Origin of the sequence: Pseudomonas sp. (assembly GCF_036404235.1) — a bacterium.
Taxonomy (GTDB): domain Bacteria; phylum Pseudomonadota; class Gammaproteobacteria; order Pseudomonadales; family Pseudomonadaceae; genus Aquipseudomonas.
The window spans coordinates 36,019-60,926 of the sequence record NZ_DASWOT010000212.1 but is presented as its reverse complement, the minus strand read 5'-3'; the positions used below and the strand labels follow the sequence as shown (position 1 = coordinate 60,926).

Here is a 24,908-nt window from a genome sequence, read left to right as displayed (position 1 = left end):
GCGTGCGGCAATCTCGCCGCCCTGATCATCGACAGATGATAGACCGCTGAGATTTCCGTACTGCTGAGATTTCCTACACAGGCGCCCTGCGAGGGCCTCTTGCGATTCAGTCAGATGAGTCCCAGGAACTTAAGTACTTCTTTTGAGAGGCGCCCTGTAGGCGTCAGGCTTTGCAGAAACCACCAAGGTGAGTTTTTGTCCAGGAATTCGCCGCGAAGAAACATCAGGTACGCTTTGCCATCTTTTCTCATTTGTTCCACTGCTTTGGCCCCCGAGTCGGAAAGCGCTCGACTGATATCGGCGAGTTCGGTTTTGGATTCGCTGCGACGCAGTTCATCGGGGGTGGTCTGAGCCCAGTCAATCACTTCGGTATCTTGCCAATCGCTGTCTTGAGGGTGCTTGAAGTATGAAGTAGCGACGGCAACAGGGTCCGCACCTGGGTCGCCATTCCAGTGGGCAACCATTGCCAGGGCAACCTCTTTGACTGCCTGAGTGGCCAGCGATGCAGCCAGTAAATGCAGAGGGTGTTCGGCGTGATCCTTCGCCAGTTGTGAGTGCGTTGGATCGGTCGAGCCGTTGAGGTGGGGGTCTTGCCCGTAGCGTGTTTGCCAGTCGTCTACGTTCTCGCCGAGGTGCTTGAGCATGTCTTTCATGATGATGCCCACGCCGTTGCCAGCCACGGCGGACAGCCCCTGTAGATAGTGCGCACTTCTCTGCAGAAACTCCACGAAGGGCAGGTCAGCCCAAGCGTCGCGTGTTACCAGGTAACTGTTGAAGGTTTGCAGGTAGCTCGGGTTGTGATGCTCTTCAAGCAGGATCTGCAGCACTTGCTCCCGAGGGCTGCGATCACCGGCTTTTGTGGGTTTATAGGTGACATCTTCGGTGGAAAACAGAACGTCGCCCAGCGGCCCGGCCAGGCTGGCAAGTACGTCTGTGGGGCCGAACATGCCGGTGACCAGCGGTAGTCCAGCCTTGCAGTCTGCGGGGGAGGTCCATGGCACCACGTTTGAGTGACCGTTCTTGATCAGGGCCAGCTCCACGAAGTTGGAGTGAGCGAAAAAATCTTCGAGCACATGCAGGGCCGAGCCAAAAGCGCGCAGGCCTTCGGCGGTGCGTTTTTCTCTCATGGCGATTTCAAGTTCGGCCTTCATGAATGCAACCGAACGCGCTATGTAGCGTTTCATCGAGGTTTGGTAGTCGATTTCCAGCAGTGCGTCCCCATCCAGCACCAGTGGCTCAAAGTCTGGATCCCGTGTGGTCGGGTCCTCGGTTTTGGGGTCAGTCACTTTGGGGTTATCGATATGTTCGCTGGGGCGGTAGACCCCGAGAAGCTGCGGCGTCACTGTGAAAACCTGAGGGAAGGACCGCCTCCACCTGAATTGCTTTACAGCCAGTACGTCAACGATTTTAGTGAGGGCTTCGCGGGACAGAACGTCCGGGAAGTGTTTGGGCATAGTCGTGGCGCGAACGATCTTGGGATCAAGCAGTTGCGAGTAATCGCGCAGCCAGTTGCCGAAATAAACCCATTCGGTTTCGTCCTCACTAAAGCCCAGAGTACTCAGAATGGCTTCTATCTGCAGGTGGGTTTTCTTGCGGTCGTCGCCATGACCTGCTTCAAACGCTTCGCGATCCGGATTACGGTGCCCGGAGTCGAAATTGCCCTGGCTGTGCTTGTAGCGCGCCAGGATTTCACTGGCTGCTTGTTTCCACTTAACCTGGGTTTCTTGTTTCTGATGCGAGTAGTCGTTCGTGCTGCTAGCGATGGTTACCTGGTCAGTTTCGAACTCACCTAGCTGCGCCATTTGGTATGAAAAACGCTCACCCTCCTCACCAATGGCGTCGGCAGCCAGCCGCTGCCTGCTGTTGGGGTCGCTGAGGTCATGGCGCAGGATGTTGTCGATGTGATGACCGAACTCGTGTAGCAGAGCGTCCAGCAGCCAGGATGCATCCACCCCCTTTTCGATACGCTGAAAAAATCCACGGTCGAGCCTAATGATGCGCTCACGATTGTCGTAGTCCGCTGTATACCCCAGATCATCGGTGAGAATGAGTGGCGGGTTTTTCACTTCTCCGCACAGTAGGTCTTCGCGCAGTGCCAGTAGTGTGTGGGGGGGGAGGTCACGTCCGAAAATCTGTGACAGGGTCGCGGTAAATTTGTCGGGCGTCAGTCTGCGTGCGATCTGGGTCAATACATCCAATGCAAACGTGCTGTGCAACTGCTCGTTCGTGAAATGAGTGTGTCTTATTGCTGTGGCCTGGAATGGCATGATCGGATTCTTCCTTGATTCCATGAAAGTGCGCGTGGCTGGCCCTATGGATTAGGACAGACGGCTCATCGCGCTAAAGTGAGAATGTATATTGCGACGTCCAGTTTATGGATTGCGTGGCGGGTGGATATCAGGACGGGTACTTGAGTGTGTAGGAGGTAGGAACAAATGTAAGGGAAATGTGATATGGGATTGCGGGCAAAGGCATGAAACAAAGAGCGAAATGGCGGCAGGTGTTAGCTGCCGCCTTGTACGTCAAGGAATGGCGACTTCAATCACGCCATCGGCCGTGACACTGACTTCAGCTGTCCCGGCTTCGACTTCCGGTGTGGGCGCTGCGGCATCGGCGCGTGCGGCCTTCATCATCATGACGGGCGCACGCATATACGGTTGCGGGTAGCCGGCGGTGTTGAGGTTCAGATTCACTAGCTTGTAACCGCTGCCCCCCAAGGCGTCGGTGACCAACTGGGCGCGGGCCTTGAACGCGCTGACGGCGTCCTTGAGCAGAGTGTCTTCGCTAGCCTTGCGCGCAGGTTTGGAAATGGAGAAGTCCATGCCGCCCATTTTCATTTCACTGCCCAGCAACTCTCCGGTGAGTTTGGACAGCGCGGCAAAGTCGGCGCTTTCCAGTCGCAGTTCGGCGCGCTCACGCCAGCCGGTGATTTTCTGGCCTTTGTCGTCGTAGATCGGGTAACTGTTGCGGTTGCCTTGGCGAATCGTGATCGCCTTGACCTGGCGCGCCTGGCCCAAGGCTTTGTTCAGGTTTTCGGTGATCTCGGCGGCGAGCTTGGCGGGGTCGGTGTTCTGCGACTCGCTATAGAGCGTGACCATCATCAGGTCACGCTGGACTTCCTGATTGACCTCGGCGCGTACGGAAACCTGATTGTAATGAACGTCATCGGCGAGGGCTGGAAGGCTGGCGAGCGCGGCAGTGCCAATCGTTACGAGCGTGACAAAAGGGTAACGGATGAACATAAAAACTCCTTGTTTAATGAATCAGCGCGATGGGCATCGGCGCACGGATGCCTATCAGACTGTCATTGCCCAATCTTGTTCCGGTTGGGGAAGCCTCTCCTGTGCGGCAGGGCTTTGCTGTCTATGGATGTGGCGCTTTGATGCTCTATAAGCTGTATTTCCATCATCATTGGTTATACTCCCGTCGATTCGCCTGGAGCGCTCATCAGGAGAGCTCATGCTCGCCCCCGTCCAAATGCTTTCAGCCACTCGCCAGAATCTCTGGCGACTGACCGTCGTTCGTGTTCTTGTGTTGGCCGCCCAAGCCGGATCGGTGGGGGCCGCCTATTTGTTCAGTTTGCTGCCGCTGCCGTGGTTGCAGCTGGATATCACCCTCGGCTTTTCGGCGATCGTCTGCATGCTGACGGCCCTGCGTTTGCGCACGTCGTGGCCGGTTACCGAGTTGGAATACGCCGTTCAGCTGGCGTTCGACCTGTTTATCCACAGCGCGTTGCTGTTCTTTTCCGGTGGTTCGACCAACCCCTTCGTTTCCTATTACCTGGTGCCGCTGACCATCGCGGCGGTGACTTTGCCGTGGCGCTATTCGCTGATCCTTTCCGGTATCGCGCTGGCGCTGTACACCTTGATGCTGACGAAGTTTTATCCGCTGGAAGCGTCCGCCGTGTCCCGCGAGGAAATGCAGATTTACGGCATGTGGCTGAGCTTCGCGTTGGCGGCGGGTGTCATTACCTTCTTCGCCGCTCGCATGGCTGAAGAGTTGCGTCGGCAGGAGCAAATGCGTGCGTTACGCCGGGAAGAGGGCGCTCGCGATCAGCAACTGCTTGCCGTCGCAACCGAAGCCGCTGGCGCCGCGCACGAGCTGGGCACGCCCTTGGCGACCATGAGCGTTTTGCTCAAGGAGATGCGCCAGGACCATCACGATCCGGTGCTTCAGGAAGACCTGTCGATCCTGCAAGATCAGGTCAAGTTGTGTAAGGAAACCTTGCAACAACTGGTGCGTGCGGCCGAAGCCAATCGGCTTCTGGCAGTGCAAGAACAAACCGTCAGCCATTGGCTCGATCAGGCGCTCAATCGCTGGCACCTGATGCGCCCTGAAGCCAGCTATCGCTTTCTGTGGTTGGGGCAGGGTGACACCCCCGTGATCGCACCGCCGCCTGATCTGACCCAGGCCCTGCTGAACTTGCTGAACAACGCCGCCGACGCCTGCGCTGAAGACCTGGAAGTGAACCTTGATTGGGACGAACTGGAAATCTGTATCAGTATTCGCGATCACGGCCCCGGCGTGCCGCTGGCCATTGCCGAGCAAATCGGCAAACCTTTTTTTACAACGAAGGGCAAAGGTTTCGGCCTGGGCCTGTTCTTGAGCAAAGCCAGCGTGACCCGCGCGGGCGGCTCGGTGAAACTCTATCCTCACGAGGAAGGCGGCACGCTCACCGAGCTGCGCCTGCCACGTGACACACGAGGAGATGAAGCATGACTGACGAAACCCAGGTTGAAGGCGAAGAACTGCCGCATTTGTTGCTGGTCGACGATGACGCCACGTTCACTCGCGTGATGGCTCGTGCGATGGCCCGGCGCGGGTTTCGCGTGAGTACGGCAGGTTCTGCCGAAGAAGGGCTGGCCCTGGCCCAGGCGGATATCCCGGACTACGCGACCGTCGACCTGAAAATGGAAGGCGACTCTGGTCTGGTGTTGTTGCCCAAACTGCTGGAACTGGACCCGGAAATGCGTGTCCTGATACTGACCGGTTATTCGAGCATCGCCACGGCGGTGGAAGCCATCAAACGCGGTGCCTGCAATTATTTGTGCAAGCCGGCCGATGCTGATGACGTATTGGCTGCGTTGCTGTCCGAGCATGCCGATCTCGATACCCTGGTGCCGGAAAACCCGATGTCGGTGGACCGCTTGCAGTGGGAACACATCCAGCGCGTGCTGACTGAGCACGAAGGCAATATCTCGGCGACTGCCCGGGCGCTGGGCATGCACCGCCGGACCCTGCAACGCAAACTGCAAAAGCGTCCTGTGCGTCGCTGAGGACTTAAACATTTATTCATGGAAGATCGTGGGTGGCGTCTGGCACATTGAGGCGACGTCACTAAATACCTGCCACTGAGCCTTAACCATGAATTTGAATGCTGTAGAGCCCACGGTCAATGACACCGTGTCAGGGAAGTTTTTCTCACGCGTCTGGAAGCTTGTCACGCCTTACTGGCGCAGCGAAGAAAAAGCCATGGCGTGGGTCCTGCTGATCGCCGTTATTGTGCTGTCGCTGTTCAGTGTCTTTATTTCGGTGTTGGTCAACAGCTGGTATCGCGACTTTTACAATGCGCTGCAGAACAAGGATCTGGCTGCGTTTACCCACCTGATCCTGTATTTCTGTGGGATTGCGGCCATTGCCATTCTCAGCGCCGTTTATCGTCTGTACCTGACGCAGATGCTGACCATCCGCTGGCGGCGCTGGTTGACCGAACAGCACTTCACCAAATGGCTCGCCCACAAGAATTACTACCGACTGGAGCAGGGCGGTTATACCGATAACCCGGACCAACGTTTGTCCGAGGATCTCAATAACTTCACCACTGACACGTTGAGCCTGAGTCTTGGCTTGCTACGTACAGTGGTCAGCCTGGTGTCGTTCTCGGTCATTCTGTGGGGCGTGTCCGGCAGCATCGAACTGCTCGGTATCACCATTCCCGGCTACATGTTCTGGGCGGCGCTGGTGTATGCCGCAGTCGGCAGTTGGCTGACCCACTTGATCGGCAAACGGCTGATCCTCCTCAGCAATCAACAACAGCGTTACGAAGCCGACATGCGTTTCTCGCTGGTGCGTGTCCGTGAAAACGCCGAAAGCATTGCCCTGTCCGATGGAGAGACTAACGAGAACGAACGCCTGAGCGGCCGCTTTGGTATGGTCTGGAGTAATTTCTGGACCATCATGAGGGTGCAAAAACGCCTGACATTCTTTACCGCCGGCTATTCACAGATCGCTATCGTCTTTGCGTTCGTGGTCGCAGCGCCGCGTTATTTCGCGGGCAAGATCGAACTGGGCGAGCTGATGCAAATCAACTCGGCGTTTGGCAATGTGCAGGAGAACTTCAGTTGGTTCATCGACGCCTATGCCTCGCTGGCATCGTGGCGCGCAACTTGTGATCGTCTGTTGAGTTTCCGTCAGGCTATGGACGAGAACGAAGCGCGGGTCCCTGCCATCGATGTTAGCCATGAGCAGAACGCACTGCATCTCGAAGACCTGGCGCTTTCGCTGGCCGGTGGGCGTCAATTACTGACCAATGCCAATCTGGATATCGCGGCTGGCGACAAAGTGATGCTCAGCGGTCGGTCCGGCAGCGGCAAAAGTACACTGCTGCGGGCGATGGGCGGGTTATGGATTGATGGCCATGGAGCGGTGAAGTTGCCGGCTCAGCGTTCATTGTTCCTGCCACAAAAGCCCTATTTGCCAATTGGTACCCTGCGCGAAGCCTTGAGCTATCCACAACCGCCAGGGGCTTACCCGTTTGAGCGCTTCGCTGAGATTCTCGAGACCTGCCGGCTTAGCCACTTGGTCCCGCGCCTGGACGAAAGCAACCACTGGCAGCGCATGCTCTCGCCGGGGGAACAGCAACGCGTCGCTTTTGCCAGGGCGTTGTTGTACGCGCCACAGTGGTTATATCTGGATGAAGCGACGTCAGCGATGGACGAGGAAGACGAGGCCGCGTTGTACCAGGCGCTGATTGATGAGTTGCCGGGCTTGACTCTGCTTAGCATTGGCCATCGCAGCAGCTTGAAGCGCTTCCACAGCCGGCATTTGCGTATCGACGGTGGCCAGTTGCACGAGCAGCCGCTTGCCGAACCTGTGGTCTGACATCGGCGCAACCTAAAGCCCTACGGTCATTAAGCTTACCGGGTGTGATCGTACAACCCGGTGAGCTATGATTACCCATCACCGTATTTAGAGACGCCTGTTGGATATGGAAAATCAGAGTGCTCCGCCTCGCGCACGCCGAAAGCATCGCAGCCTGGCTCAAGAGTTGGTCACGGAGTTGTCCGAACGCATTCGCACCGGACTGTTGAAGCGCGGGGACAAGTTGCCAACTGAATCGGCGATCATGGAAGAGCAGGGCGTCAGCCGCACGGTCGTGCGTGAAGCGATCTCCCGGTTGCAGGCCTCGGGGTTGGTCGAGACGCGTCACGGTATCGGTACGTTCGTGCTGGACACGCCGAGCCCAAGCGGGTTTCGCGTCGATCCGGCGACCATCGTTACCCTGCGTGACGTGTTGGCGATTCTCGAATTGCGCATCAGTCTGGAAGTCGAATCGGCGGGGCTTGCGGCGCAACGTCGTAGCCCTGAACAACTGGCCGACATGCGTGCTGCCCTGGACGCGCTGAACGAAGGCGTATCCCATTCAAGCGACTCCGTCGGGCCGGACTTTCAGTTCCACATGGCGATTGCACTGTCGACCGGCAATCGTTACTTCACCGACATCATGAATCACCTGGGCACCAGCATCATTCCGCGAACTCGCTTGAATTCGGCGCGCCTGGCCCACGATGATCATCAGCATTACATGGGGCGGCTAAGCCGCGAGCACGAAGAAATCTACGACGCCATCGCCCGCCAGGACTCCGACGCCGCCCGCGCCGCGATGCGTCTGCACCTGACCAACAGCCGCGAACGCCTGCGTCATGCCCATGAAGAGGCTGAATCACAGCGGGCCTGAATCAATCCTCTCGTCATTTGGGCGTCTTCTGCCACAGGCATAGGAGCGTGGCTTGTCCCGCGATCGGCCGGGAACCGGCCGTGAAACCATTCCCCGGCGAAGTGTCAGACACGCCTCATTCATAGGATTGCTAACGCTTCGCGGCAGATCGTGAGCCACGCCACGCCTCTATATCCTCTCGCCAGAATCAAAAGCGCAATCGACGCAATAGACCGCGATCAATGGGCGAACAGCCACTCATCCCCCCGAACATTAAATTGTCGACCTCCTATTGAGTCCTCTCATTTACAGTTGTACGATGACATACGACATCAGTGCAGGACTGGTGCTCCATTCACAAAATTGCTCCTCAGGGTGTTCGAATAATGAATCCACAAGAACTGAAGTCCATCCTCTCTGCCGGTCTGTTGTCCTTCCCGGTTACCGATTTCAATGCTCAGGGCGATTTTCATCGCGCGGGCTACATCAAGCGTCTCGAGTGGCTTGCCCCTTATGGTGCAACGGCTCTTTTCGCGGCGGGCGGTACGGGTGAGTTCTTCTCCCTGGCGGCCAGCGAATACTCCGAAGTAATCAAGACTGCCGTCGACACCTGCGCAAATAGCGTCCCCATTCTGGCTGGCGTCGGTGGTGCCACCCGTCAAGCGATTCAATACGCTCAGGAAGCCGAGCGCTTGGGCGCCAAAGGCCTGTTGCTGCTGCCTCACTACTTGACCGAAGCCAGCCAGGACGGCGTTGCCGCTCATGTCGAGGCGGTCTGCAAATCGGTCAAGATCGGGGTTGTCGTTTACAACCGTAACGTGTGCCGTCTGACCCCAACGTTGTTGGAGCGTCTGGCCGAGCGTTGCCCTAACCTGATCGGCTACAAAGATGGCCTGGGCGATATCGAACTGATGGTGTCGATCCGTCGCCGCTTGGGCGAGCGCTTCTCTTACCTGGGCGGTTTACCAACTGCCGAGGTGTACGCGGCGGCTTACAAGGCGCTGGGTGTACCGGTCTACTCCTCGGCGGTGTTCAACTTCCTGCCAAAAATGGCGATGGATTTCTACCACGCCATCGCCCGCGACGATCACCAAACTGTCGGCAAGCTGATCGACGATTTCTTCCTGCCGTACCTCGACATTCGTAACCGTAAACAGGGTTACGCCGTCAGCATCGTTAAGGCCGGCGCGAAAATCGCTGGCTACGACGCAGGTCCTGTGCGTACGCCGCTGACCGACCTGACCGCAGAAGAGTTTGAAATGCTCGCTGCGCTGATGGACAAGCAGGGCGCGCAATAACCGACACGTCACTCATTGAAAGCCGCTGAACACTCAGCGGTTTTTTGTCGTCGGGATTGAGTTCTTCACCGCTTCCAACGCAATAGAGAGGCTCGCATTGGCAAGGCCGCCATACGCGTGATTTTTAAACCCGAGGGATCGCCGCAACACACTTACACCCGCTTCAACTGCAGCTGAATTGAGTGTCAGAGACGAGCAGCACACACACAACAAAAGATCGTTTAACCCGCGCAAAAAAATAATTAGTGGGAGTTTCGAACATGCTGAAAACCAAGCCGACTCACGTCCGGTATTTGATCCTGCTCATGCTGTTTCTGGTGACCACGATCAACTATGCAGACCGTGCCACCATCGCAATCGCAGGCTCCAGCCTGCAAAAAAGTCTCGGCATCGACGCCGTCACCCTCGGTTTTATCTTCTCCGCTTTTGGTTGGGCTTATGTCGCCGGGCAGATCCCTGGTGGCTGGCTGCTCGATCGCTTCGGTTCGAAGAGAGTCTACGCACTGAGTATCTTTGTCTGGTCGCTGTTCACCGTGCTGCAGGGCTATGTGGGTGAGTTCGGTCTCTCCACCGCCATCTTTCTGCTTTTCGCGCTGCGCTTTATGGTCGGCCTCGCTGAGGCACCTTCCTTTCCTGGCAATGCCCGTATCGTCGCGGCCTGGTTCCCGACCTCCGAGCGCGGGACGGCTTCAGCCATCTTTAACTCGGCGCAGTATTTCGCTACCGTGCTGTTTGCCCCGATCATGGGCTGGATCGTCTACACCTTCGGCTGGCAGCATGTGTTCGTGGTGATGGGCGGCGTAGGCATTGTGTTCTCGCTGATTTGGCTAAAAGTTATCCACAGCCCGCGCAACCACCCCCGTATCAACAAGGAAGAATTCGACTACATCGCCAATAACGGCGGCATGGTCGATATGGATCAGGACAAAGGCAAAGGCTCGTCGAGCGGCCCGAAATGGGACTACGTGCGCCAGTTGTTGACCAACCGCATGATGCTGGGTATCTACCTGGCTCAGTACTGCATCAACGGCATTACCTACTTCTTCCTGACCTGGTTTCCCGTGTATCTGGTTCAAGAACGCGGCATGACCATTCTCAAGGCCGGCTTCATCGCCTCGTTGCCTGCTGTCTGCGGCTTCATCGGCGGGGTGCTGGGCGGCATCATTTCCGATTACTTGTTGCGTAAAGGGCACTCGCTGACGTTTGCCCGCAAAGCGCCAATCATCGGTGGTCTGCTGTTGTCGACCTCCATCGTCACCTGCAACTACGTTGACATCGAATGGGTCGTCGTGGGTTTCATGGCCCTGGCGTTCTTCGGCAAAGGTGTGGGCGCGTTGGGCTGGGCTGTGATGTCCGATGCCTCGCCTAAACAGATCGCAGGTCTGAGCGGTGGTTTGTTCAACATGTTCGGCAACATTGCATCGATCACCACGCCGATTGTGATTGGCTACATCATCAGCTCCACCGGCTCGTTCAAATGGGCACTGGTGTTCGTCGGCGCCAACGCGCTGGTGGCGGTGATCAGTTACATATTCATCGTGGGTGAAATCAAACGTGTAGAACTCAAGGAAACCCCAACGCAGGGTTCCCTGCCGGCCAGCGAAGCCGAACTTTCTCAAGCGAAACTCTGAGGAAAAACCGTGATGAACTTGATCCAACATGCCGACTCGCCGCGTTATATCCGCTTGCATGAGCGCGATAACGTTGTCGTCGTGGTCAATGACCAGGGCGTTCCGGTGGGGACTCAATTCGATAATGGTCTGGTGACCATCGATAACGTGCCGCAGAGCCACAAGGTCAATACCGTGGACATCGCTGAGGGCGGGCCCGTGATTCGTTACGGGCAGACCATCGGTTATGCGCTGCAACCGATTCCAAAGGGCAGTTGGGTCAAGGAAGATCAGCTGCGCATGCCAAGTGCGCCACCGCTGGACAGCTTGCCGCTGTCCACCGATGTGCCGGTCAAGGGCGCGCCACTGGAAGGTTATACTTTCGAGGGCTATCGCAATGCGGACGGCACCGTCGGCACACGCAACATTTTGGGTATTACTACCACGGTTCAGTGCGTCACTGGCGTGCTGGACTTTGCGGTCAAGCGCATCCGTGAAGAGTTGCTGCCCAACTACCCGAACGTCGATGACGTGGTGGCAATTACCCATAGCTACGGCTGCGGTGTAGCCATCACTGCAAAAGACGCGTACATCCCGATTCGTACGGTGCGTAACCTGGCGCGCAACCCAAACCTGGGTGGCGAAGCGCTGGTGATCAGCCTGGGCTGCGAGAAATTGCAGGCCGGGCAGGTCATGCACGAAGACGACAGCTCGGTGGACCTGAGCGATCCATGGCTTTACCGGCTGCAGGATTCCAGCCACGGTTTTAACGAGATGATCGAGCAGATAATGGCGTTGGCCGAGACCCGTTTGAAGAGGCTTGATCAACGTCGTCGTGAAACCGTGCCCGCGTCCGAGCTGATTCTGGGGATGCAATGCGGCGGCAGCGACGCATTCTCCGGCATCACCGCTAACCCGGCGCTGGGCTATGCCTCAGACCTGTTGTTGCGCGCTGGCGCCACGGTGATGTTCTCCGAAGTGACCGAAGTGCGTGACGCTATCTACTTACTGACCTCACGGGCTGAGACCAAAAAGGTCGCTGAAGAACTGGTGCGGGAAATGGACTGGTACGACCGTTACCTGGCCAAGGGCGAAGCAGATCGCAGCGCCAATACCACGCCGGGCAACAAAAAGGGCGGGCTGTCGAACATTGTCGAGAAGTCTCTAGGGTCGATCGTCAAATCTGGCAACAGTGCTATCAACGCGGTGCTTGGCCCTGGCGAACGTGTGACGCGCAAGGGGCTGATTTTCTGCGCGACGCCAGCCAGTGATTTTGTCTGCGGTACGCTGCAACTGGCTGCCGGGATGAATCTGCATGTGTTCACCACGGGGCGCGGTACGCCGTATGGCTTGGCCATGGCGCCGGTGGTGAAAGTGTCGACCCGCACTGAGCTGGCGCAACGCTGGCCGGACCTGATCGACATTGACGCCGGTCGTATCGCAACGGGGCGTGCAAGCATCGAGGACCTGGGATGGGAGCTGTTCCATTTCTATCTGGATGTCGCCAGCGGCAAAAAGAAAACCTGGACCGAGCACTACCGGCTGCACAACGACATCACGTTGTTTAACCCGGCGCCGATTACCTGATTAGCGCTTGATGGGGCTTTCGTGGGCAAGCGTCGTTCAAAATCGAGGTGCGCACGGCGCCCCTGCTGGCGCCGAACTGCATGAAGGTGGAGGGCTGCGTGCTAAACCAAGCCTTATCGCCTTGCAGGGTGGCCGCGACGCGCTCGCCGACTAAGGCGTTATGTGCGTGACCGAGCACCTGCACCAAGATCGCAGTTGGCGGGTTCAGGCAAATGCCGCAGACTGATGCGGGTAGTCCACCAGGCGTGCGCCAATCACCATTTCGCTGATCCAATTGGTCAGAATGCTGGTGTACGCATGCTGGCTGGTGTCACTGCTTAGCGCGTGGTCGGCGCCGTCCAGCAGGCGATAGGTCAGCGAATGCGCCAGATCGAATGCCGTGCGATAACTCATCAGCGTCGCATGTGGCACGTAGTCGTCGGTTTCGGATTCGACCAGCAACACATCGCCTTGGAACTCCTTGCACGCCGCTAGCGCGCGATTGTCAGCGGCGGTTACCGCAGAGCGTCGATAGTGCGCCAGTTTGTCCCGATCCAGGGCCTGCTTGGGCATGTCCCAGTCTGCATCCCAATACAAAGCCGGCACGCGCAAGGCCAGCCATCTCACTGGGCGAATACCACTGAGGATAGCCGCCAGATACCCGCCATAACTGCTGCCAATCACGGCAATTGCGTTGTTATCCACAGACGGGTGGCTGGCGAGTCGGTCATAGGCGGCCAGCAGGTCATCCATGCTGTGCTCGCGAGACACCGACGCCCGCATTTCATGGGTGCGTTCATGCCCACGCAAGTCAAAGGTCAGGCACACGCAGCCCAGCCCGGTGATGTTTTTGGCGCGGGCCAGATCGCGTTGTTGGCTGCCGCCCCAGCCGTGGACGAACAAGATGCCGGGCAACCTGGCGCCGGGCGTAAGGATGGTGCCGGAGATGCTTTGTTCATCGACGGCGATTTCGATGGTTTCACTGCGCACGGTCATAAGGCTGGACCTGTGTGAATTTGGTGATGAAGCCGACGTCAGGGTCATCGCCTTCGTAAAGTACATTGGCGTCTGCTGGCAGAGTTGTTTCGCCATAGATCTCGTGGGTCGAGACGCTGATACGGTTCAGGGCCGGATCGGCGGCGAACGCCACCAGCGCCTCGACTTCCGCCGGGCTCGCACCGCCGATTCTCCAGGACTGTTCCAGCACGCCGGAGCACACGTGCCCGCGTGAGTTGGTGCCATGAGCGATGTCGTAGTTGCGTCTTGATGCGAGGAAGCCGGGGAAGCAATCGTGCGCTGCTTTCTCGTAGGTCATGGCCTGGTTGATCGACTTTCTGACATCCGCGTCGAGATCAGGTGTGAACAGTCTTTCGTAGTCTCCACGTACCAGCCACAGTTCTGACCCGCCATAAACGGTCTCGCCGTCGTTGTCCTGCGTCAAGCTTTGCGTGCCGTGATAACTGACCACGATGCCTGCAACCTGTATCTGCCCAACGCTATAGGTAATGACGTCGTGCAGGTCTTCTTCCAGCACCAGGCCCCACTCTTCAACCTCGGCGCGATCTTGTGCGCCAATGGCTTCATCCAGTTCGGCCTGCGACTGCACGACGATCTGCCCGCGTCCAGCGGTGGCCAGTACCGGTTTGATCCTGACCGGCCCGTCCGCCAACAACTGGCGACCCGCGCGCCGGGCATCGTCCAGATTGAACACCGTAAAACCATGCAGCACCGAGTCGGCTGCCTCTTCGAAAAAACGCTCCGACCAGCCAGCCGGCTTAGCCGTGGCATTGTCGATGAGTGGATGAGAGATCGCTTTGGTAGCCATGAACGGGTACTGGATCAAGCCGCCAAAGAAGTCATGCACTGAGCGAATGTTCAGCGCTTTGTTTTGCTCTTTGCCAATCAACGTGTCGGAAGGGATGTAATACAGCCCCGCACCTTTGTGCAGAGCGGGGTCGTAAACGCCGCAAAATCGGGCGCCCAGGAGTTTGGCGATTTTTTCGCCTAATGCCGAATGCACGGCGACTTCATGTGTGGCGAGTGTTTTATGGGTGCCGAGCAGAACGACTTCAGCCTTTGCAATACTGGTTGCTGACCCGCTCATAAGCGAACTCCCTGTTGAGAAATATCGGATCAAACCGACAGGCCGAACCCTCAATTACGAAGCCCGAAGCGCCGACTAGTTCCTCGACGCTGATCAGTGGTCGGCAACTTTCAATTGCTCATCGCACTCCGGTTCCGGGAACGGTTGGCTGCAGTCGACCTCTTCACCCTCACCCATCGCCTTGTACTTTTTGCGCAACTCATGGAGTTCTTTCTGATCCAGGTTATCCAGGCTGAGCACCGCGTTTTGCGCATCCTTGGTGACGCGCAACAGCTCATCGATCTTGATGTGCAACTGGTCGGTGTCGCGGTTCTGAGTGTTTTGAATCAAAAACACCATCAAGAAGGTGATGATGGTCGTCGAGGTGTTGATGATCAGCTGCCACGTATCGTTGTAATGGAACAACGGTCCGGTGAATGCCCAAATGCAGATCAGCAGTACCGCGACCAGAAAAGTCGTCGGACTGCCACTCCATTTCGATAACGCTTGAGCGAATCTGGAGAATTTCATTGCCGGTTTCCTTAGTGAAGGGGGGGATAATTAAGGGACCGCGACACCGCTTTGAAATTTCTTCTTACAAAATGAAATCAGGCGGAAGGTTATTCAAGTCCAGCCAAACACTGCTTTAGCGTTGTCGGTGCTGATTTGTGCGAGCTTGCCAGCGTCGAGGCTCATCAGTTTTGCCAGTTCAGTGCAGATGTCCGGCAAGTGTTCCGGGCTGTTGCGCTGGCCGGGGTACATGGCAGGCGCCATGTCCGGCGAATCGGTTTCCAGCACCACGCTGTCCAACGGCAGTTGGGCAATGACCCGATGCATACGCAGTGCCTGGGGCCAAGTGGCGGCGCCGCCCAGCCCAAGTTTAAAGCCCAGCTTGATGTACTCGCGTGCTTGCTCGGCACTGCCCGCGAACGCATGAATGATCCCGCTGCGCTTGAGCTTGAAGCGCTTGAGCGTGGCAATGACATCAGCGTGACTGCGCCGCACATGGAGCAACACGGGCAAGTTGAAGTCGACGGCCATCTGCAATTGGGCTTCGAAAATCTGCTGCTGGCGCCCACGGTCTAGCGACTCAACGTAGTAATCCAGGCCAATCTCGCCCATCGCGCACAGTTTTGGATGACCTGCCAATTGAGCCAGGCGATTACGCAACGCATCCAGGTGTTCGGGCTTATGTTCGTCGAGATAAATGGGGTGTAAACCGAGTGCCGCGTAAACCGCAGGCTCCTTGAGCGCCAGATCCCACACCCGCTGCAGATTGCGTTGATACACCCCAAGCACCACCAGGCGCTCGACACCCAACTGCAGGCAATGCTTGAGCACGGCCTGGCGATCTGTATCGAAGTCGTCGAAATCCAGGTGGGTATGGGTGTCGACCAATCTCACGCTACGCCTCGTGAATGCGTTGTTTGAAGGTGCGCACAATGGCATGGACGCCCGGCTCGTATTGATCGTTCTCAATCGCCGCCAAGGCCAGCGACAGGGCTTTTTCGGCGATCAAGTGGTGCTGCTGGGCCATGGCGTTGACCGGCAGCGGCAGGAAGTCCAACAACTGTGTGTCGCCAAACGTGCCCAGGTGCAGATGAGCCGGATTGAGGTTGCGCTGTTGCAATAAGTCGAAAACACCTTGTAGCAGCACGTACGAAGTGGTGATCAATGCGTCGGGCATATAACCCAACCGATCAAACAATTGGCCCGCCAGTTGCCGCCCGCAATCGCGGCTGAACGATTCGGCGTGCTCGATCATGACATCGCCGCTAAAGCCCGCCAGTGCGTCCTTGAAACCGCTGGCACGCTCGCGGCTCACACTCAGCTCAGGTTGCGCGCCAAGCAGGGCAATATGGCGCGGATGGGTTTCGAGCAGGCTGCGGGTCAACTGCTGGCTGGCGTCATGGTCGTCGCTGACCACCGAACAGAACAGTTCAGGGTCCATTTCCCGGTCGATGGCGATCACCGGCAGCCCTTGTTTTTGCAGCTCGCGGTAGCTGTCATCGCTGGTCGGCAGGCAACTGGCAACAAACAGCGCATCGCAGCGGCGGGCCCGGAACAACTGCAGCAATTGCAGCTCGCTGATGGGATCATCGTCGGAACTGGCGATCAGCAACTGATAGCCGCGTGCCCGAGCGCCTTGTTCCAGTTGCTTGGCGATGCGCGCGTAACTGGGGTTTTCCAAGTCCGGCAAAATAAAACCCAACGTGCGCGTATGCCGGCTGCGCAAACCAGCGGCTTGAGGGTTAGGCTTGAAGCCATGTTCCTCCACCACCGCGCGCACGCGCTCGACAGTCGCACTGCTGATGCGTTGCTGCTGGGCTTTGTCGTTGATCACATAGCTTGCAGTGGTCACGGACACACCCGCCAAACGCGCAATATCACTGAGTTTCAACCCGAACATTCCTTTTTTTGGATGGATCGATCATGCCGCCGAGGATTTTCGCCGATCTAGGCCATGATTACACCAGACCGTGGTCAACGAGGAACATAGCGCATCCTTGGAAGCCTGATGCGGTCTTGTAGATACTCAAGCTTTCAGCCTGTGTTTTCGCTGAAAAACTTGGCCGTATCAAAAGGGCCAGAGCGCACTGATAGGAGCGCGGCTTGTCCCGCGATCTGGCGCGCGGCCGCAGTAAGCCCGGTGTATGCGGTCTGCCTGTCACACCGCATGCGCAGGTTTTACGACGGGTTCCCCGCCGGTCGCGGGACAAGCCCAGTTCCTACATGAGTTACGGCGCGCCATTGGCGGGTGACTTCAATGTGGCGGTTGATCAGCTCACACGGTTTTGTGGGGCAGGCAAGGAATTTTCCTACAGCAGCCGACCAGTTGGGCTTCAATCAGGAGAGATTATCGAGTAACGTGCCGATCCATTCTGATTAAACGATTCAGCCAGCTATTTTTTACGGCTTTTGTCGTGAACACGGAGGCTCGGTGTGGTGCAGCTTTCTCGCTGATGCAGTCGATGATCGATCCATAAAACAAGAACCAGGCGCGACCCGCGCAGCAAGGAGAAGGCATGCTCGAACTCACTGTAGAGCAAATATCCATGGCGCAATCGGCTGTTGATAAAGCCGCTGCACTGCGTTTGCTCGCTGATGTGCTGGTCGCCGATGGCTTGGTTGCCGAAGGTTACCTCGTTGGCCTGCAAGCCCGCGAACAGCAGGGTTCGACGTTTCTTGGTCAAGGCATCGCTATTCCTCACGGCACCCCTGAAACCCGCGATCAGGTGTTCGCCACCGGCGTGCGCTTGATGCAGTTTCCCGAGGGGGTGGATTGGGGCGACGGCCAGATTGTCTACCTTGCCATCGGTATTGCCGCCAAATCCGACGAACACCTGCGCTTGCTTCAGTTGTTGACGCGAGCACTGGGCGAAGATGATCTGGGTGAGGCGTTGCGCCAGGCCAAAGATCCCGAAGCCCTGCTCACGTTGCTGCAAGGCGCGCCGCAAGCGCTGGCGCTGGACGCGCAGATGATTGGCCTCGGTGTGTCGGTGGATGATTTTGAAGAGCTGGTCTGGCATGGCGCACGTTTGCTGCGTCGGGCGGATTGTGCGAGCAACGGTTTCGCCGCCGTGCTGCAACAGGTCGAGCCGCTGCCATTGGGCGATGGCCTGTGGTTGTTACACCGCGAGCAAATGGTCAAGCGTCCGGGGTTGGCATTTGTCACGCCGGACAAACCGATTCGTCACCTCGGTCAGCCCTTGACCGGCCTGTTTTGCCTCGCCAGCCTGGGTGAAGCCCATAAGGCCTTGCTCGAACGCCTGTGTGCGTTGCTGATCGAAGGCCGAGGCCACGAACTGGGTGGCGCCACCAACAGCCGTGCGGTGCTGGAAGTACTGGGCGGCGAGCTACCGCAAGACTGGCCCACCGAGCGTGTCGCTCTGGCCAATGCTCATGGTTTGCACGCCCGCCCGGCGAAAATCCTGGCGCAACTGGCCAAGGGGTTTGACGGCGAGATCAAGGTACGAATCGTCGACACTGGCGAAAGCGCCGTCTCCGCCAAAAGCTTGAGCAAGCTATTGAGCCTGGGCGCGCGACGCGGGCAAGTATTGGAATTTATCGCTGAGCCGAGCGTTGCGGGTGACGCTTTGCCCGCACTGATCGCGGCGGTACGCGATGGCCTGGGGGAAGACATCGAACCGCTGCCGACCGCCGCCGCGCCAGCACCGACAGCCGCCGTGGCCGCTGTCGTTGCCCACACGCTGTCAGCGCCGGCTCACGGCAGTCAGGTTCAAGCGGTTGGCGCCTCGCCGGGCATCGCCATGGGGCCGGCGCATGTGCAGGTGTTGCCAGTGTTCGACTACCCCTTGTTGGGCGAGTCCCACGCCATCGAACACCAACGCTTGCAATCGGCCCTGGCCGAAGTGCGTCAAGACATCGAGCGGCTGATCCAACGCAGCACGGCCAAGGCCATTCGCGAGATATTCATCACTCACCAGGAAATGCTCGACGATCCCGAACTGATCGATGAGGTCGCCTCGCGCCTGAGAAAAGGCGAAAGCGCAGCCGCCGCCTGGATGAACGTGATCGATGCTGCAGCTCGGCAACAGGAACAATTGCAAGATGTGTTGTTGGCCGAGCGCGCCGCTGACCTGCGTGACGTGGGCCGTCGGGTACTGGCGCAAATCTGTGGCGTCGGTGAGTTGGCCGAGCCGCAGCAGCCGTACATTCTGGTGATGGATGAAGTCGGGCCCTCCGACGTTGCGCGTCTCGATCCGACCCGTGTCGCGGGGATTCTGACCGCGCGCGGCGGCGCCACTGCGCACAGCGCCATTGTGGCCCGTGCGCTGGGTATCCCGGCGCTGGTAGGCGCGGGCGATGCCGTATTGCTGATCAAACCTGGCACGCTGCTGTTGATCGACGGTCAGCGTGGGCGCCTCACTGTGACGCCGGACGCCATCACTGTGCAGCGTGCGATTGACGATCGGGACCGCCGCGACAAGCGATTGCAGGCCGCATCAGCCTTGCGCATGGAGCCTGCGGTCACTCGCGACGGGCACACGGTCGAAGTGTTCGCCAACATTGGCGACAGCGCGGGCACACCCGCAGCGGTGGAGCAGGGCGCCGAAGGCATCGGTTTGTTGCGCACCGAATTGCTGTTCATGGCGCACAACCAGGCGCCAGATGAAGCCACGCAAGAAGCTGAGTACCGACGCGTGCTCGACGACCTTCAAGGCCGTCCGCTGGTGGTCCGTACGCTCGACGTCGGTGGCGACAAACCGCTGCCGTACTGGCCAATCGACAAAGAGGAAAACCCGTTCCTTGGCGTGCGCGGCATTCGTTTGACCTTGCAACGTCCGGACATCATGGAGAGCCAGTTGCGCGCCTTGTTGCGCGCTGCCGACAACCGTGCGCTGCGGATCATGTTTCCGATGGTGGGCACGGTTGAGGAATGGCATCAGGCGCGGGACATGACTGAGCGCCTGCGTCTGGAAATCCCGGTCGCCGATTTACAACTCGGGATCATGATCGAAGTGCCGTCGGCAGCGCTGCTGGCACCCGTGCTGGCCAAAGAGGTGGATTTTTTCAGCGTTGGCACCAACGACCTGACCCAATACACCTTGGCCATCGACCGTGGGCACCCGACGCTCTCGGCGCAGGCTGACGGGCTGCATCCGGCAGTATTACAACTGATCGACATCACCGTGCGGGCCGCCCACGCGCATGGCAAGTGGGTGGGCGTGTGCGGCGAGCTGGCGGCCGATCCTGCGGCGGTGCCGATTCTGGTTGGCCTGGGGGTTGATGAACTGAGCGTATCGGCCCGCAGCATTGGCGAAGTCAAAGCCTGCGTGCGCGAATTGAATAGAAGTGACGCACGACAATTGGCGCAGGCGGCATTGGCCGTCGGCAGCGCCCGTGAAGTCCGCGCGCTTGTGGAGGGGCTGTAATGGCGAAAATTCTGACATTGACCATGAACCCGGCGCTCGATCTGACGGTGCAGTTGGGCCAGTTGCAGGTCGGCCAAGTCAACCGCAGCGACGCGATGTTGTGTCATGCCGCTGGCAAGGGACTGAACGTTGCGCAGGTGTTGGCCGATCTGGGGCATGAGTTGACGGTGGCGGGATTTCTCGGGGTCGACAATCAACTGCCGTTTGAAACACTGTTCGGCCAGCGCGGTTTCACCGATGAGTTCGTTCGTGTGCCGGGCGAAACCCGCAGCAACATCAAACTGGCAGAAAGCAGCGGACGGATCACCGATCTGAATGGGCCTGGCCCTGAGGTCAGTGTTGAGGCTCAGCAGGCGTTGGCGACCCGCATCGAGCAAATCGCGCCGAGTTTCGACTTGGTGGTCGTCGCAGGTAGCCTGCCGCGCGGTGTCGCTGCCCACTGGCTGAAAGCCTTGCTGCTGCGTTTGAACGCGCAGGGGCTCAAGGTAGCGCTGGACACCAGCGGCGAGGCCTTGCGTCTGGGGCTTGAAGCCTCGCCTTGGCTGATCAAGCCCAACACCGAAGAGCTGGCTGATGCACTGGATGCACCGATCATTTCGATTGCCGCGCAGTCACAGGCCGCCGTGCAGTTGCATCAGCGCGGGATCGAAAATGTGGTGATTTCTCAGGGCTCCGAAGGTGTGCATTGGTTCGCTCCGAACATCGCCTTGCATGCGCTGCCGCCGAAGGTCACGGTCGCCAGCACCGTAGGGGCCGGCGACTCGCTGCTCGCGGGCATGGTCCATGGTTTGCTCAGCGGCCATTCACCGGAGCAGACCTTACGCATCGCCACGGCGATTGCCGCGATGGCCGTGACGCAGATCGGCTTCGGCATCAACGACGTCACACAACTCAAGCGGCTTGCGAGTGGCGTCCATGTACGCCCGCTGACGGAATAATAAAAAGAGGAATTTTGATGAAGCTAGCCATCGTTACGGCCTGCCCCAATGGCAAGATCAGCAGTGTCCTCAGCGCTCGACTGCTCGACGCAGCGGCCCAGCGCCAAGGCTGGAGCACCAGTGTCGAGGTGCATGATCCGGCTAATGCGCAACAGCAACTGACGCCCGCTGACATCGCGGCTGCCGATTGGGTGCTGGTAGTCAATACCGGCCCGCTGGACCTCAAGCGGTTCGTTGGCAAACGGCTTTATCAATCGACGCCTGCCCAGGCGTTGCAGGATGTGGATGGGTTTGTGCGCACTGGCGCGCAGCTCGCCGAGCCTTACATCGCCACTGACGCACAAACCGCATCGGTCGTGAGCAGCGCTCAACCACGTCTGGTCGCGGTCACCGCGTGTCCGACCGGCGTCGCCCATACCTTTATGGCTGCCGAGGCGATTCAGCAGGCGGCGAAGAAGCTCGGTTATCAGTTGCAGGTCGAAACCCAGGGTTCGGTCGGCGCGCGTAATCCGCTCGATGCTCAAGCGATTGCCGAGGCTGACGTGGTGTTGCTCGCCGCTGATATCGAGGTCGCCACCGAGCGTTTCGTCGGCAAGCGGATTTATCGCTGCGGCACTGGCATCGCGCTCAAACAAGCAGAGGCGACGCTGAAAAAAGCGCTCGCCGAAGGCAAGGTCGAATCCTCGCAGGGCGCTTCGAAAGCGCCGACCAAACAGGAGAAAACCGGTGTCTATAAGCACTTGCTGACCGGCGTGTCGTTCATGCTGCCAATGGTGGTGGCGGGTGGGTTGTTGATCGCGCTGTCGTTTGTGTTTGGCATTCATGCGGCTGACGAGCCGGGAACGCTGGCTGCCGCCTTGAAGCAGATTGGCGCGGGGGCAGCGTTCCAGCTGATGGTGCCGTTGCTGGCGGGTTATATCGCGTATTCCATCGCTGACCGCCCTGGGCTTGCGCCCGGCATGATCGGCGGGTTGCTGGCGAGCACGTTGGGCGCCGGTTTTATTGGCGGGATCATCGCCGGTTTTCTCGCGGGATACAGTGCATGGGCGGTCAATCGCTATGCGAAATTGCCGGCCAGCCTCGAAGCGCTGAAACCAATTCTGATCATTCCGTTGCTGGCGAGCCTGTTCACCGGTCTGGTGATGATTTACGTCGTCGGCAAACCAGTCGCAGGCATGCTCGAAGGTCTGACCCATTTTCTCGACACCATGGGCACTGCTAACGCCGTACTGCTGGGCGTGTTGCTGGGCGCCATGATGTGCGCTGATCTGGGTGGGCCGATCAACAAAGCATCGTACGCGTTTTCGGTCGGGTTGCTGGCCTCCAGCAGCGGTGCGCCGATGGCCGCGACCATGGCGGCGGGGATGGTTCCGCCAATCGGCATGGGCATCGCCGCGCTGATCGCTCGGCACAAATTCGCGCAAAGTGAACGTGAGGCGGGCAAGGCAGCATTTGTGCTGGGGCTGTGTTTCATTTCTGAAGGCGCGATTCCGTTTGCGGCTAAAGATCCATTGCGAGTGATCCCGGCAAGCATTGTTGGCGGCGCGCTGACTGGGGCGCTGTCGATGTATTTTGGCTGCAAACTGATGGCGCCGCATGGCGGGCTGTTCGTGCTGTTGATCCCCAATGCGATCAATCATGCACTGTTGTACCTGCTGGCGATTGTGGCGGGCAGCCTGGTGACGGGGTTGTTGTATGCCGCATTGAAACGGCCGGAGGGGGTTGAGCTGGATGCGGTGCCTGCGGGGACATAGCGTTCGTTAGCACCGGAAATATTGTGGAGGCGACAGCGGCACGAGACAGGTGGCAGTCTTATTGGTCGTTGTGTCGCCTGAAGTCCCTGTCACATTCCAGCCAACAACCGTCTGTAAATTTTACCCCTGCATATTCGTTTGATAGGGGGATAAAAATGACTCAATTGGACCTGACCCGCCGTCGCATCATTCAGGCCGCCGGCGCGGGTCTGCTGCTTCCAGGGCTTGCGCCGGCTGTCATCGCGTCTGTCAAAGACCGTCCGAAAATGACCGATGGCGTGCAGTCCGGCGACTTGCAAGGTGATCGGGCGATGGTCTGGAGTCGCAGCGACCGTCCGTCGCGCATGGTCGTGGAGTGGGACACCCGAAGCACCTTCAATAGTCCGCGCCGCAGCGTCTCGTTGCTGGCCGACCAACGTACTGACTTTACCGCCCGGGTTGAACTCACCGGCCTGCCCAGCGATCAAGCGATCTTCTATCGCGTGTTCTTCGAAGATGCACAAACCAGCGTTGCCAGCGAGCCTTGGTTTGGGCATCTGCGCAGTGTCCCGCAGACCAAACGCGACATTCGGTTCGTCTGGAGTGGTGACACCGTGGGCCAGGGCTTTGGCATCAACCCGGACATCGGCGGCATGCGCATCTATGAAGCCATGCGCCTGCGCTTGCCGGACTTTTTTATCCACAGCGGCGACACCATCTACGCTGACGGCCCGGTGCCCGCCGAGATCGTCGCGGAAGACGGCCGCGTCTGGCGCAATATCACCACCCAAGCAAAGAGCAAGGTCGCCGAGACGCTCGACGAATATCGCGGCGCTTACCGCTACAACCTGCTGGACGAAAACCTGCGCCGCTTCAACGCCCAGGTGCCGCAGATCTGGCAATGGGACGACCACGAAGTCAGCAATAACTGGTCGCCGAGCAAGCAACTGGATGATCGCTACAAGGTGAAAGACATCCAGCTATTGGCCGCGCGCGGGCGTCAGGCGTTTCTCGAATACGCGCCAATGCGTTTGCAGAATGCCGACAACGGCGGGCGTGTTTATCGCAAACTCAGTTACGGCCCGATGTTGGATGTATTCGTGCTGGATATGCGCAGTTATCGCGACGGTAACGATGCGAATCTGGCTGAAAAAAAGGGGCCGACTACAGCGTTTCTCGGTCGTGAACAGTTGGATTGGCTTAAGCGCGAATTGGCGGTGTCGGGCGCGCAATGGAAGGTCATCGCGGCGGACATGCCCATTGGCCTGGGTGTGCCGGATGGTGAAGTCAGCCCGGGCGTTGCGCGGTGGGAGGCGATAGCCAACAGCGATAACGGCGCGCCAAAAGGTCGTGAGCTGGAAGTCGCCGAACTGCTGGGTTACCTGCGTGCGCAGAAGATCAAGGACTGCGTGTGGCTGACCGCCGATGTGCATTACTGCGCGGCACACCACTATCAGCCGGATCTGGCGGTGTTTCAGGATTTCGATCCATTTTGGGAATTCGTCGCCGGGCCGTTGAATGCCGGGACGTTCGGGCCTAACACACTGGACAAGACCTTCGGCCCGGAACTGGTGTTCCAGAAAGCCCCGACTGCGCAAAACATGTCGCCGTTTGCCGGGTATCAGTTCTTTGGGGAAGTGAACATCGACGGGCAGACCTCGGAGTTGACTGTGACCCTGCGTGATCTGGATGGGGTTTCGGTGTTCGAAAAGAAACTGGTGCCTGCGCAGGCTTGATTGATTCCGGGCTTACGACACCGCATCACCTGTAGGAGGTGGCCCGCCGTCCAGACGCCGGGCTGTCGCGCAGCAAACCGGGTGTCAGGGCTTTCCCGCTTTTGATTCTGG

General features: G+C 58.6%; 18 protein-coding genes. 11 read left to right on the top strand and 7 right to left on the bottom strand.

Annotated features, from left to right (window positions below):
• Positions 1-110 precede the first annotated feature (110 nt).
• Positions 111-2,216: an HET-C-related protein gene (locus tag VGC62_RS26625; RefSeq protein WP_331190061.1), complete on the bottom strand. Its 2,106-nt coding sequence runs from the start codon at positions 2,214-2,216 to the stop codon at positions 111-113.
• Between the two features lie 306 nt (positions 2,217-2,522).
• Complete coding sequence (locus VGC62_RS26620; protein ID WP_331190060.1) at positions 2,523-3,242, bottom strand: SIMPL domain-containing protein; 720 nt, start codon at positions 3,240-3,242, stop codon at positions 2,523-2,525.
• 217 nt (positions 3,243-3,459) lie between these two features.
• On the opposite strand from VGC62_RS26620, the gene VGC62_RS26615 reads away from it, so the two are divergent.
• The 7 genes from VGC62_RS26615 to garD all read left to right on the top strand — a co-directional run bounded on the left by VGC62_RS26615 (position 3,460) and on the right by garD (position 12,431).
• Positions 3,460-4,719: an ATP-binding protein gene (locus VGC62_RS26615; RefSeq protein ID WP_331190059.1), complete on the top strand. Its 1,260-nt coding sequence runs from the start codon at positions 3,460-3,462 to the stop codon at positions 4,717-4,719.
• Entirely contained in the window at positions 4,716-5,276 is a 561-nt protein-coding gene (locus tag VGC62_RS26610; protein ID WP_331190058.1) for a response regulator transcription factor, read from the top strand. The genes VGC62_RS26615 and VGC62_RS26610 overlap by 4 nt, the downstream gene beginning before the upstream one ends.
• Before the next feature lie 88 nt (positions 5,277-5,364).
• Positions 5,365-7,101: an ABC transporter ATP-binding protein/permease gene (locus VGC62_RS26605; RefSeq protein ID WP_331190057.1), complete on the top strand. Its 1,737-nt coding sequence runs from the start codon at positions 5,365-5,367 to the stop codon at positions 7,099-7,101.
• 106 nt (positions 7,102-7,207) lie between these two features.
• Positions 7,208-7,957: a FadR/GntR family transcriptional regulator gene (locus tag VGC62_RS26600; protein WP_331190073.1), complete on the top strand. Its 750-nt coding sequence runs from the start codon at positions 7,208-7,210 to the stop codon at positions 7,955-7,957.
• Between the two features lie 365 nt (positions 7,958-8,322).
• Entirely contained in the window at positions 8,323-9,234 is a 912-nt protein-coding gene (gene kdgD / locus VGC62_RS26595; protein ID WP_331190056.1) for a 5-dehydro-4-deoxyglucarate dehydratase, read from the top strand.
• Positions 9,235-9,494: 260 nt separating this feature from the next.
• Entirely contained in the window at positions 9,495-10,865 is a 1,371-nt protein-coding gene (locus VGC62_RS26590) for an MFS transporter (RefSeq protein WP_331190055.1), read from the top strand.
• 12 nt (positions 10,866-10,877) lie between these two features.
• The gene (garD, locus tag VGC62_RS26585; RefSeq protein ID WP_331190054.1) at positions 10,878-12,431 is read left to right on the top strand and encodes a galactarate dehydratase; all 1,554 of its coding nucleotides are present in this window, start codon (positions 10,878-10,880) and stop codon (positions 12,429-12,431) included.
• Between the two features lie 204 nt (positions 12,432-12,635).
• On the opposite strand, the gene VGC62_RS26580 is transcribed toward garD, so the two are convergent.
• The 5 genes from VGC62_RS26580 to cra all read right to left on the bottom strand — a co-directional run bounded on the left by VGC62_RS26580 (position 12,636) and on the right by cra (position 16,894).
• Positions 12,636-13,406 (bottom strand): alpha/beta hydrolase family protein, encoded by a 771-nt coding sequence (locus tag VGC62_RS26580; protein ID WP_331190053.1) that lies wholly within the window; start codon positions 13,404-13,406, stop codon positions 12,636-12,638.
• A complete protein-coding gene (locus VGC62_RS26575; RefSeq protein ID WP_331190052.1) occupies positions 13,390-14,514 on the bottom strand; it encodes a DUF3182 family protein in 1,125 nt (374 codons plus the stop codon). The genes VGC62_RS26580 and VGC62_RS26575 overlap by 17 nt, the downstream gene beginning before the upstream one ends.
• A gap of 93 nt (positions 14,515-14,607) precedes the next feature.
• Complete coding sequence (locus VGC62_RS26570) at positions 14,608-15,024, bottom strand: low affinity iron permease family protein (protein WP_331190051.1); 417 nt, start codon at positions 15,022-15,024, stop codon at positions 14,608-14,610.
• 93 nt (positions 15,025-15,117) lie between these two features.
• Positions 15,118-15,942, bottom strand: coding sequence for a TatD family hydrolase (locus VGC62_RS26565; RefSeq protein WP_331190050.1), 825 nt, complete (start codon positions 15,940-15,942; stop codon positions 15,118-15,120).
• Positions 15,899-16,894 (bottom strand): catabolite repressor/activator, encoded by a 996-nt coding sequence (cra, locus tag VGC62_RS26560; protein ID WP_331190049.1) that lies wholly within the window; start codon positions 16,892-16,894, stop codon positions 15,899-15,901. The genes VGC62_RS26565 and cra overlap by 44 nt, the downstream gene beginning before the upstream one ends.
• Before the next feature lie 625 nt (positions 16,895-17,519).
• On the opposite strand from cra, the gene ptsP reads away from it, so the two are divergent.
• The 4 genes from ptsP to VGC62_RS26540 all read left to right on the top strand — a co-directional run bounded on the left by ptsP (position 17,520) and on the right by VGC62_RS26540 (position 24,797).
• Positions 17,520-20,390 carry a phosphoenolpyruvate--protein phosphotransferase gene (gene ptsP, locus VGC62_RS26555; protein WP_331190048.1) on the top strand — a complete coding sequence of 957 codons (2,871 nt, stop codon included), beginning with the start codon at positions 17,520-17,522 and terminating at the stop codon, positions 20,388-20,390.
• Positions 20,390-21,328: a 1-phosphofructokinase gene (gene pfkB / locus VGC62_RS26550; protein ID WP_331190047.1), complete on the top strand. Its 939-nt coding sequence runs from the start codon at positions 20,390-20,392 to the stop codon at positions 21,326-21,328. The genes ptsP and pfkB overlap by 1 nt, the downstream gene beginning before the upstream one ends.
• A 17-nt stretch (positions 21,329-21,345) precedes the next feature.
• The gene (locus tag VGC62_RS26545; RefSeq protein ID WP_331190046.1) at positions 21,346-23,082 is read left to right on the top strand and encodes a PTS fructose-like transporter subunit IIB; all 1,737 of its coding nucleotides are present in this window, start codon (positions 21,346-21,348) and stop codon (positions 23,080-23,082) included.
• Positions 23,083-23,237: 155 nt separating this feature from the next.
• Positions 23,238-24,797 (top strand): alkaline phosphatase D family protein, encoded by a 1,560-nt coding sequence (locus VGC62_RS26540; protein ID WP_331190045.1) that lies wholly within the window; start codon positions 23,238-23,240, stop codon positions 24,795-24,797.
• The last annotated feature ends 111 nt before the right edge of the window (positions 24,798-24,908 follow it).

Excerpts from the sequence above, each read along its gene's own strand:
- VGC62_RS26620 (WP_331190060.1), bottom strand. The coding sequence starts at position 3,242 with ATGTTCATCCGTTACCCTTTTGTCACGCTCGTAACGATTGGCACTGCC.
- VGC62_RS26615 (WP_331190059.1), top strand. The coding sequence starts at position 3,460 with ATGCTCGCCCCCGTCCAAATGCTTTCAGCCACTCGCCAGAATCTCTGG.
- VGC62_RS26610 (WP_331190058.1), top strand. The coding sequence starts at position 4,716 with ATGACTGACGAAACCCAGGTTGAAGGCGAAGAACTGCCGCATTTGTTG.
- VGC62_RS26605 (WP_331190057.1), top strand. The coding sequence starts at position 5,365 with ATGAATTTGAATGCTGTAGAGCCCACGGTCAATGACACCGTGTCAGGG.
- VGC62_RS26600 (WP_331190073.1), top strand. The coding sequence starts at position 7,208 with ATGGAAAATCAGAGTGCTCCGCCTCGCGCACGCCGAAAGCATCGCAGC.
- kdgD (WP_331190056.1), top strand. The coding sequence starts at position 8,323 with ATGAATCCACAAGAACTGAAGTCCATCCTCTCTGCCGGTCTGTTGTCC.
- VGC62_RS26590 (WP_331190055.1), top strand. The coding sequence starts at position 9,495 with ATGCTGAAAACCAAGCCGACTCACGTCCGGTATTTGATCCTGCTCATG.
- garD (WP_331190054.1), top strand. The coding sequence starts at position 10,878 with ATGAACTTGATCCAACATGCCGACTCGCCGCGTTATATCCGCTTGCAT.
- VGC62_RS26580 (WP_331190053.1), bottom strand. The coding sequence starts at position 13,406 with ATGACCGTGCGCAGTGAAACCATCGAAATCGCCGTCGATGAACAAAGC.
- VGC62_RS26575 (WP_331190052.1), bottom strand. The coding sequence starts at position 14,514 with ATGAGCGGGTCAGCAACCAGTATTGCAAAGGCTGAAGTCGTTCTGCTC.
- VGC62_RS26570 (WP_331190051.1), bottom strand. The coding sequence starts at position 15,024 with ATGAAATTCTCCAGATTCGCTCAAGCGTTATCGAAATGGAGTGGCAGT.
- VGC62_RS26565 (WP_331190050.1), bottom strand. The coding sequence starts at position 15,942 with ATGCCATTGTGCGCACCTTCAAACAACGCATTCACGAGGCGTAGCGTG.
- ptsP (WP_331190048.1), top strand. The coding sequence starts at position 17,520 with ATGCTCGAACTCACTGTAGAGCAAATATCCATGGCGCAATCGGCTGTT.
- pfkB (WP_331190047.1), top strand. The coding sequence starts at position 20,390 with ATGGCGAAAATTCTGACATTGACCATGAACCCGGCGCTCGATCTGACG.
- VGC62_RS26545 (WP_331190046.1), top strand. The coding sequence starts at position 21,346 with ATGAAGCTAGCCATCGTTACGGCCTGCCCCAATGGCAAGATCAGCAGT.
- VGC62_RS26540 (WP_331190045.1), top strand. The coding sequence starts at position 23,238 with ATGACTCAATTGGACCTGACCCGCCGTCGCATCATTCAGGCCGCCGGC.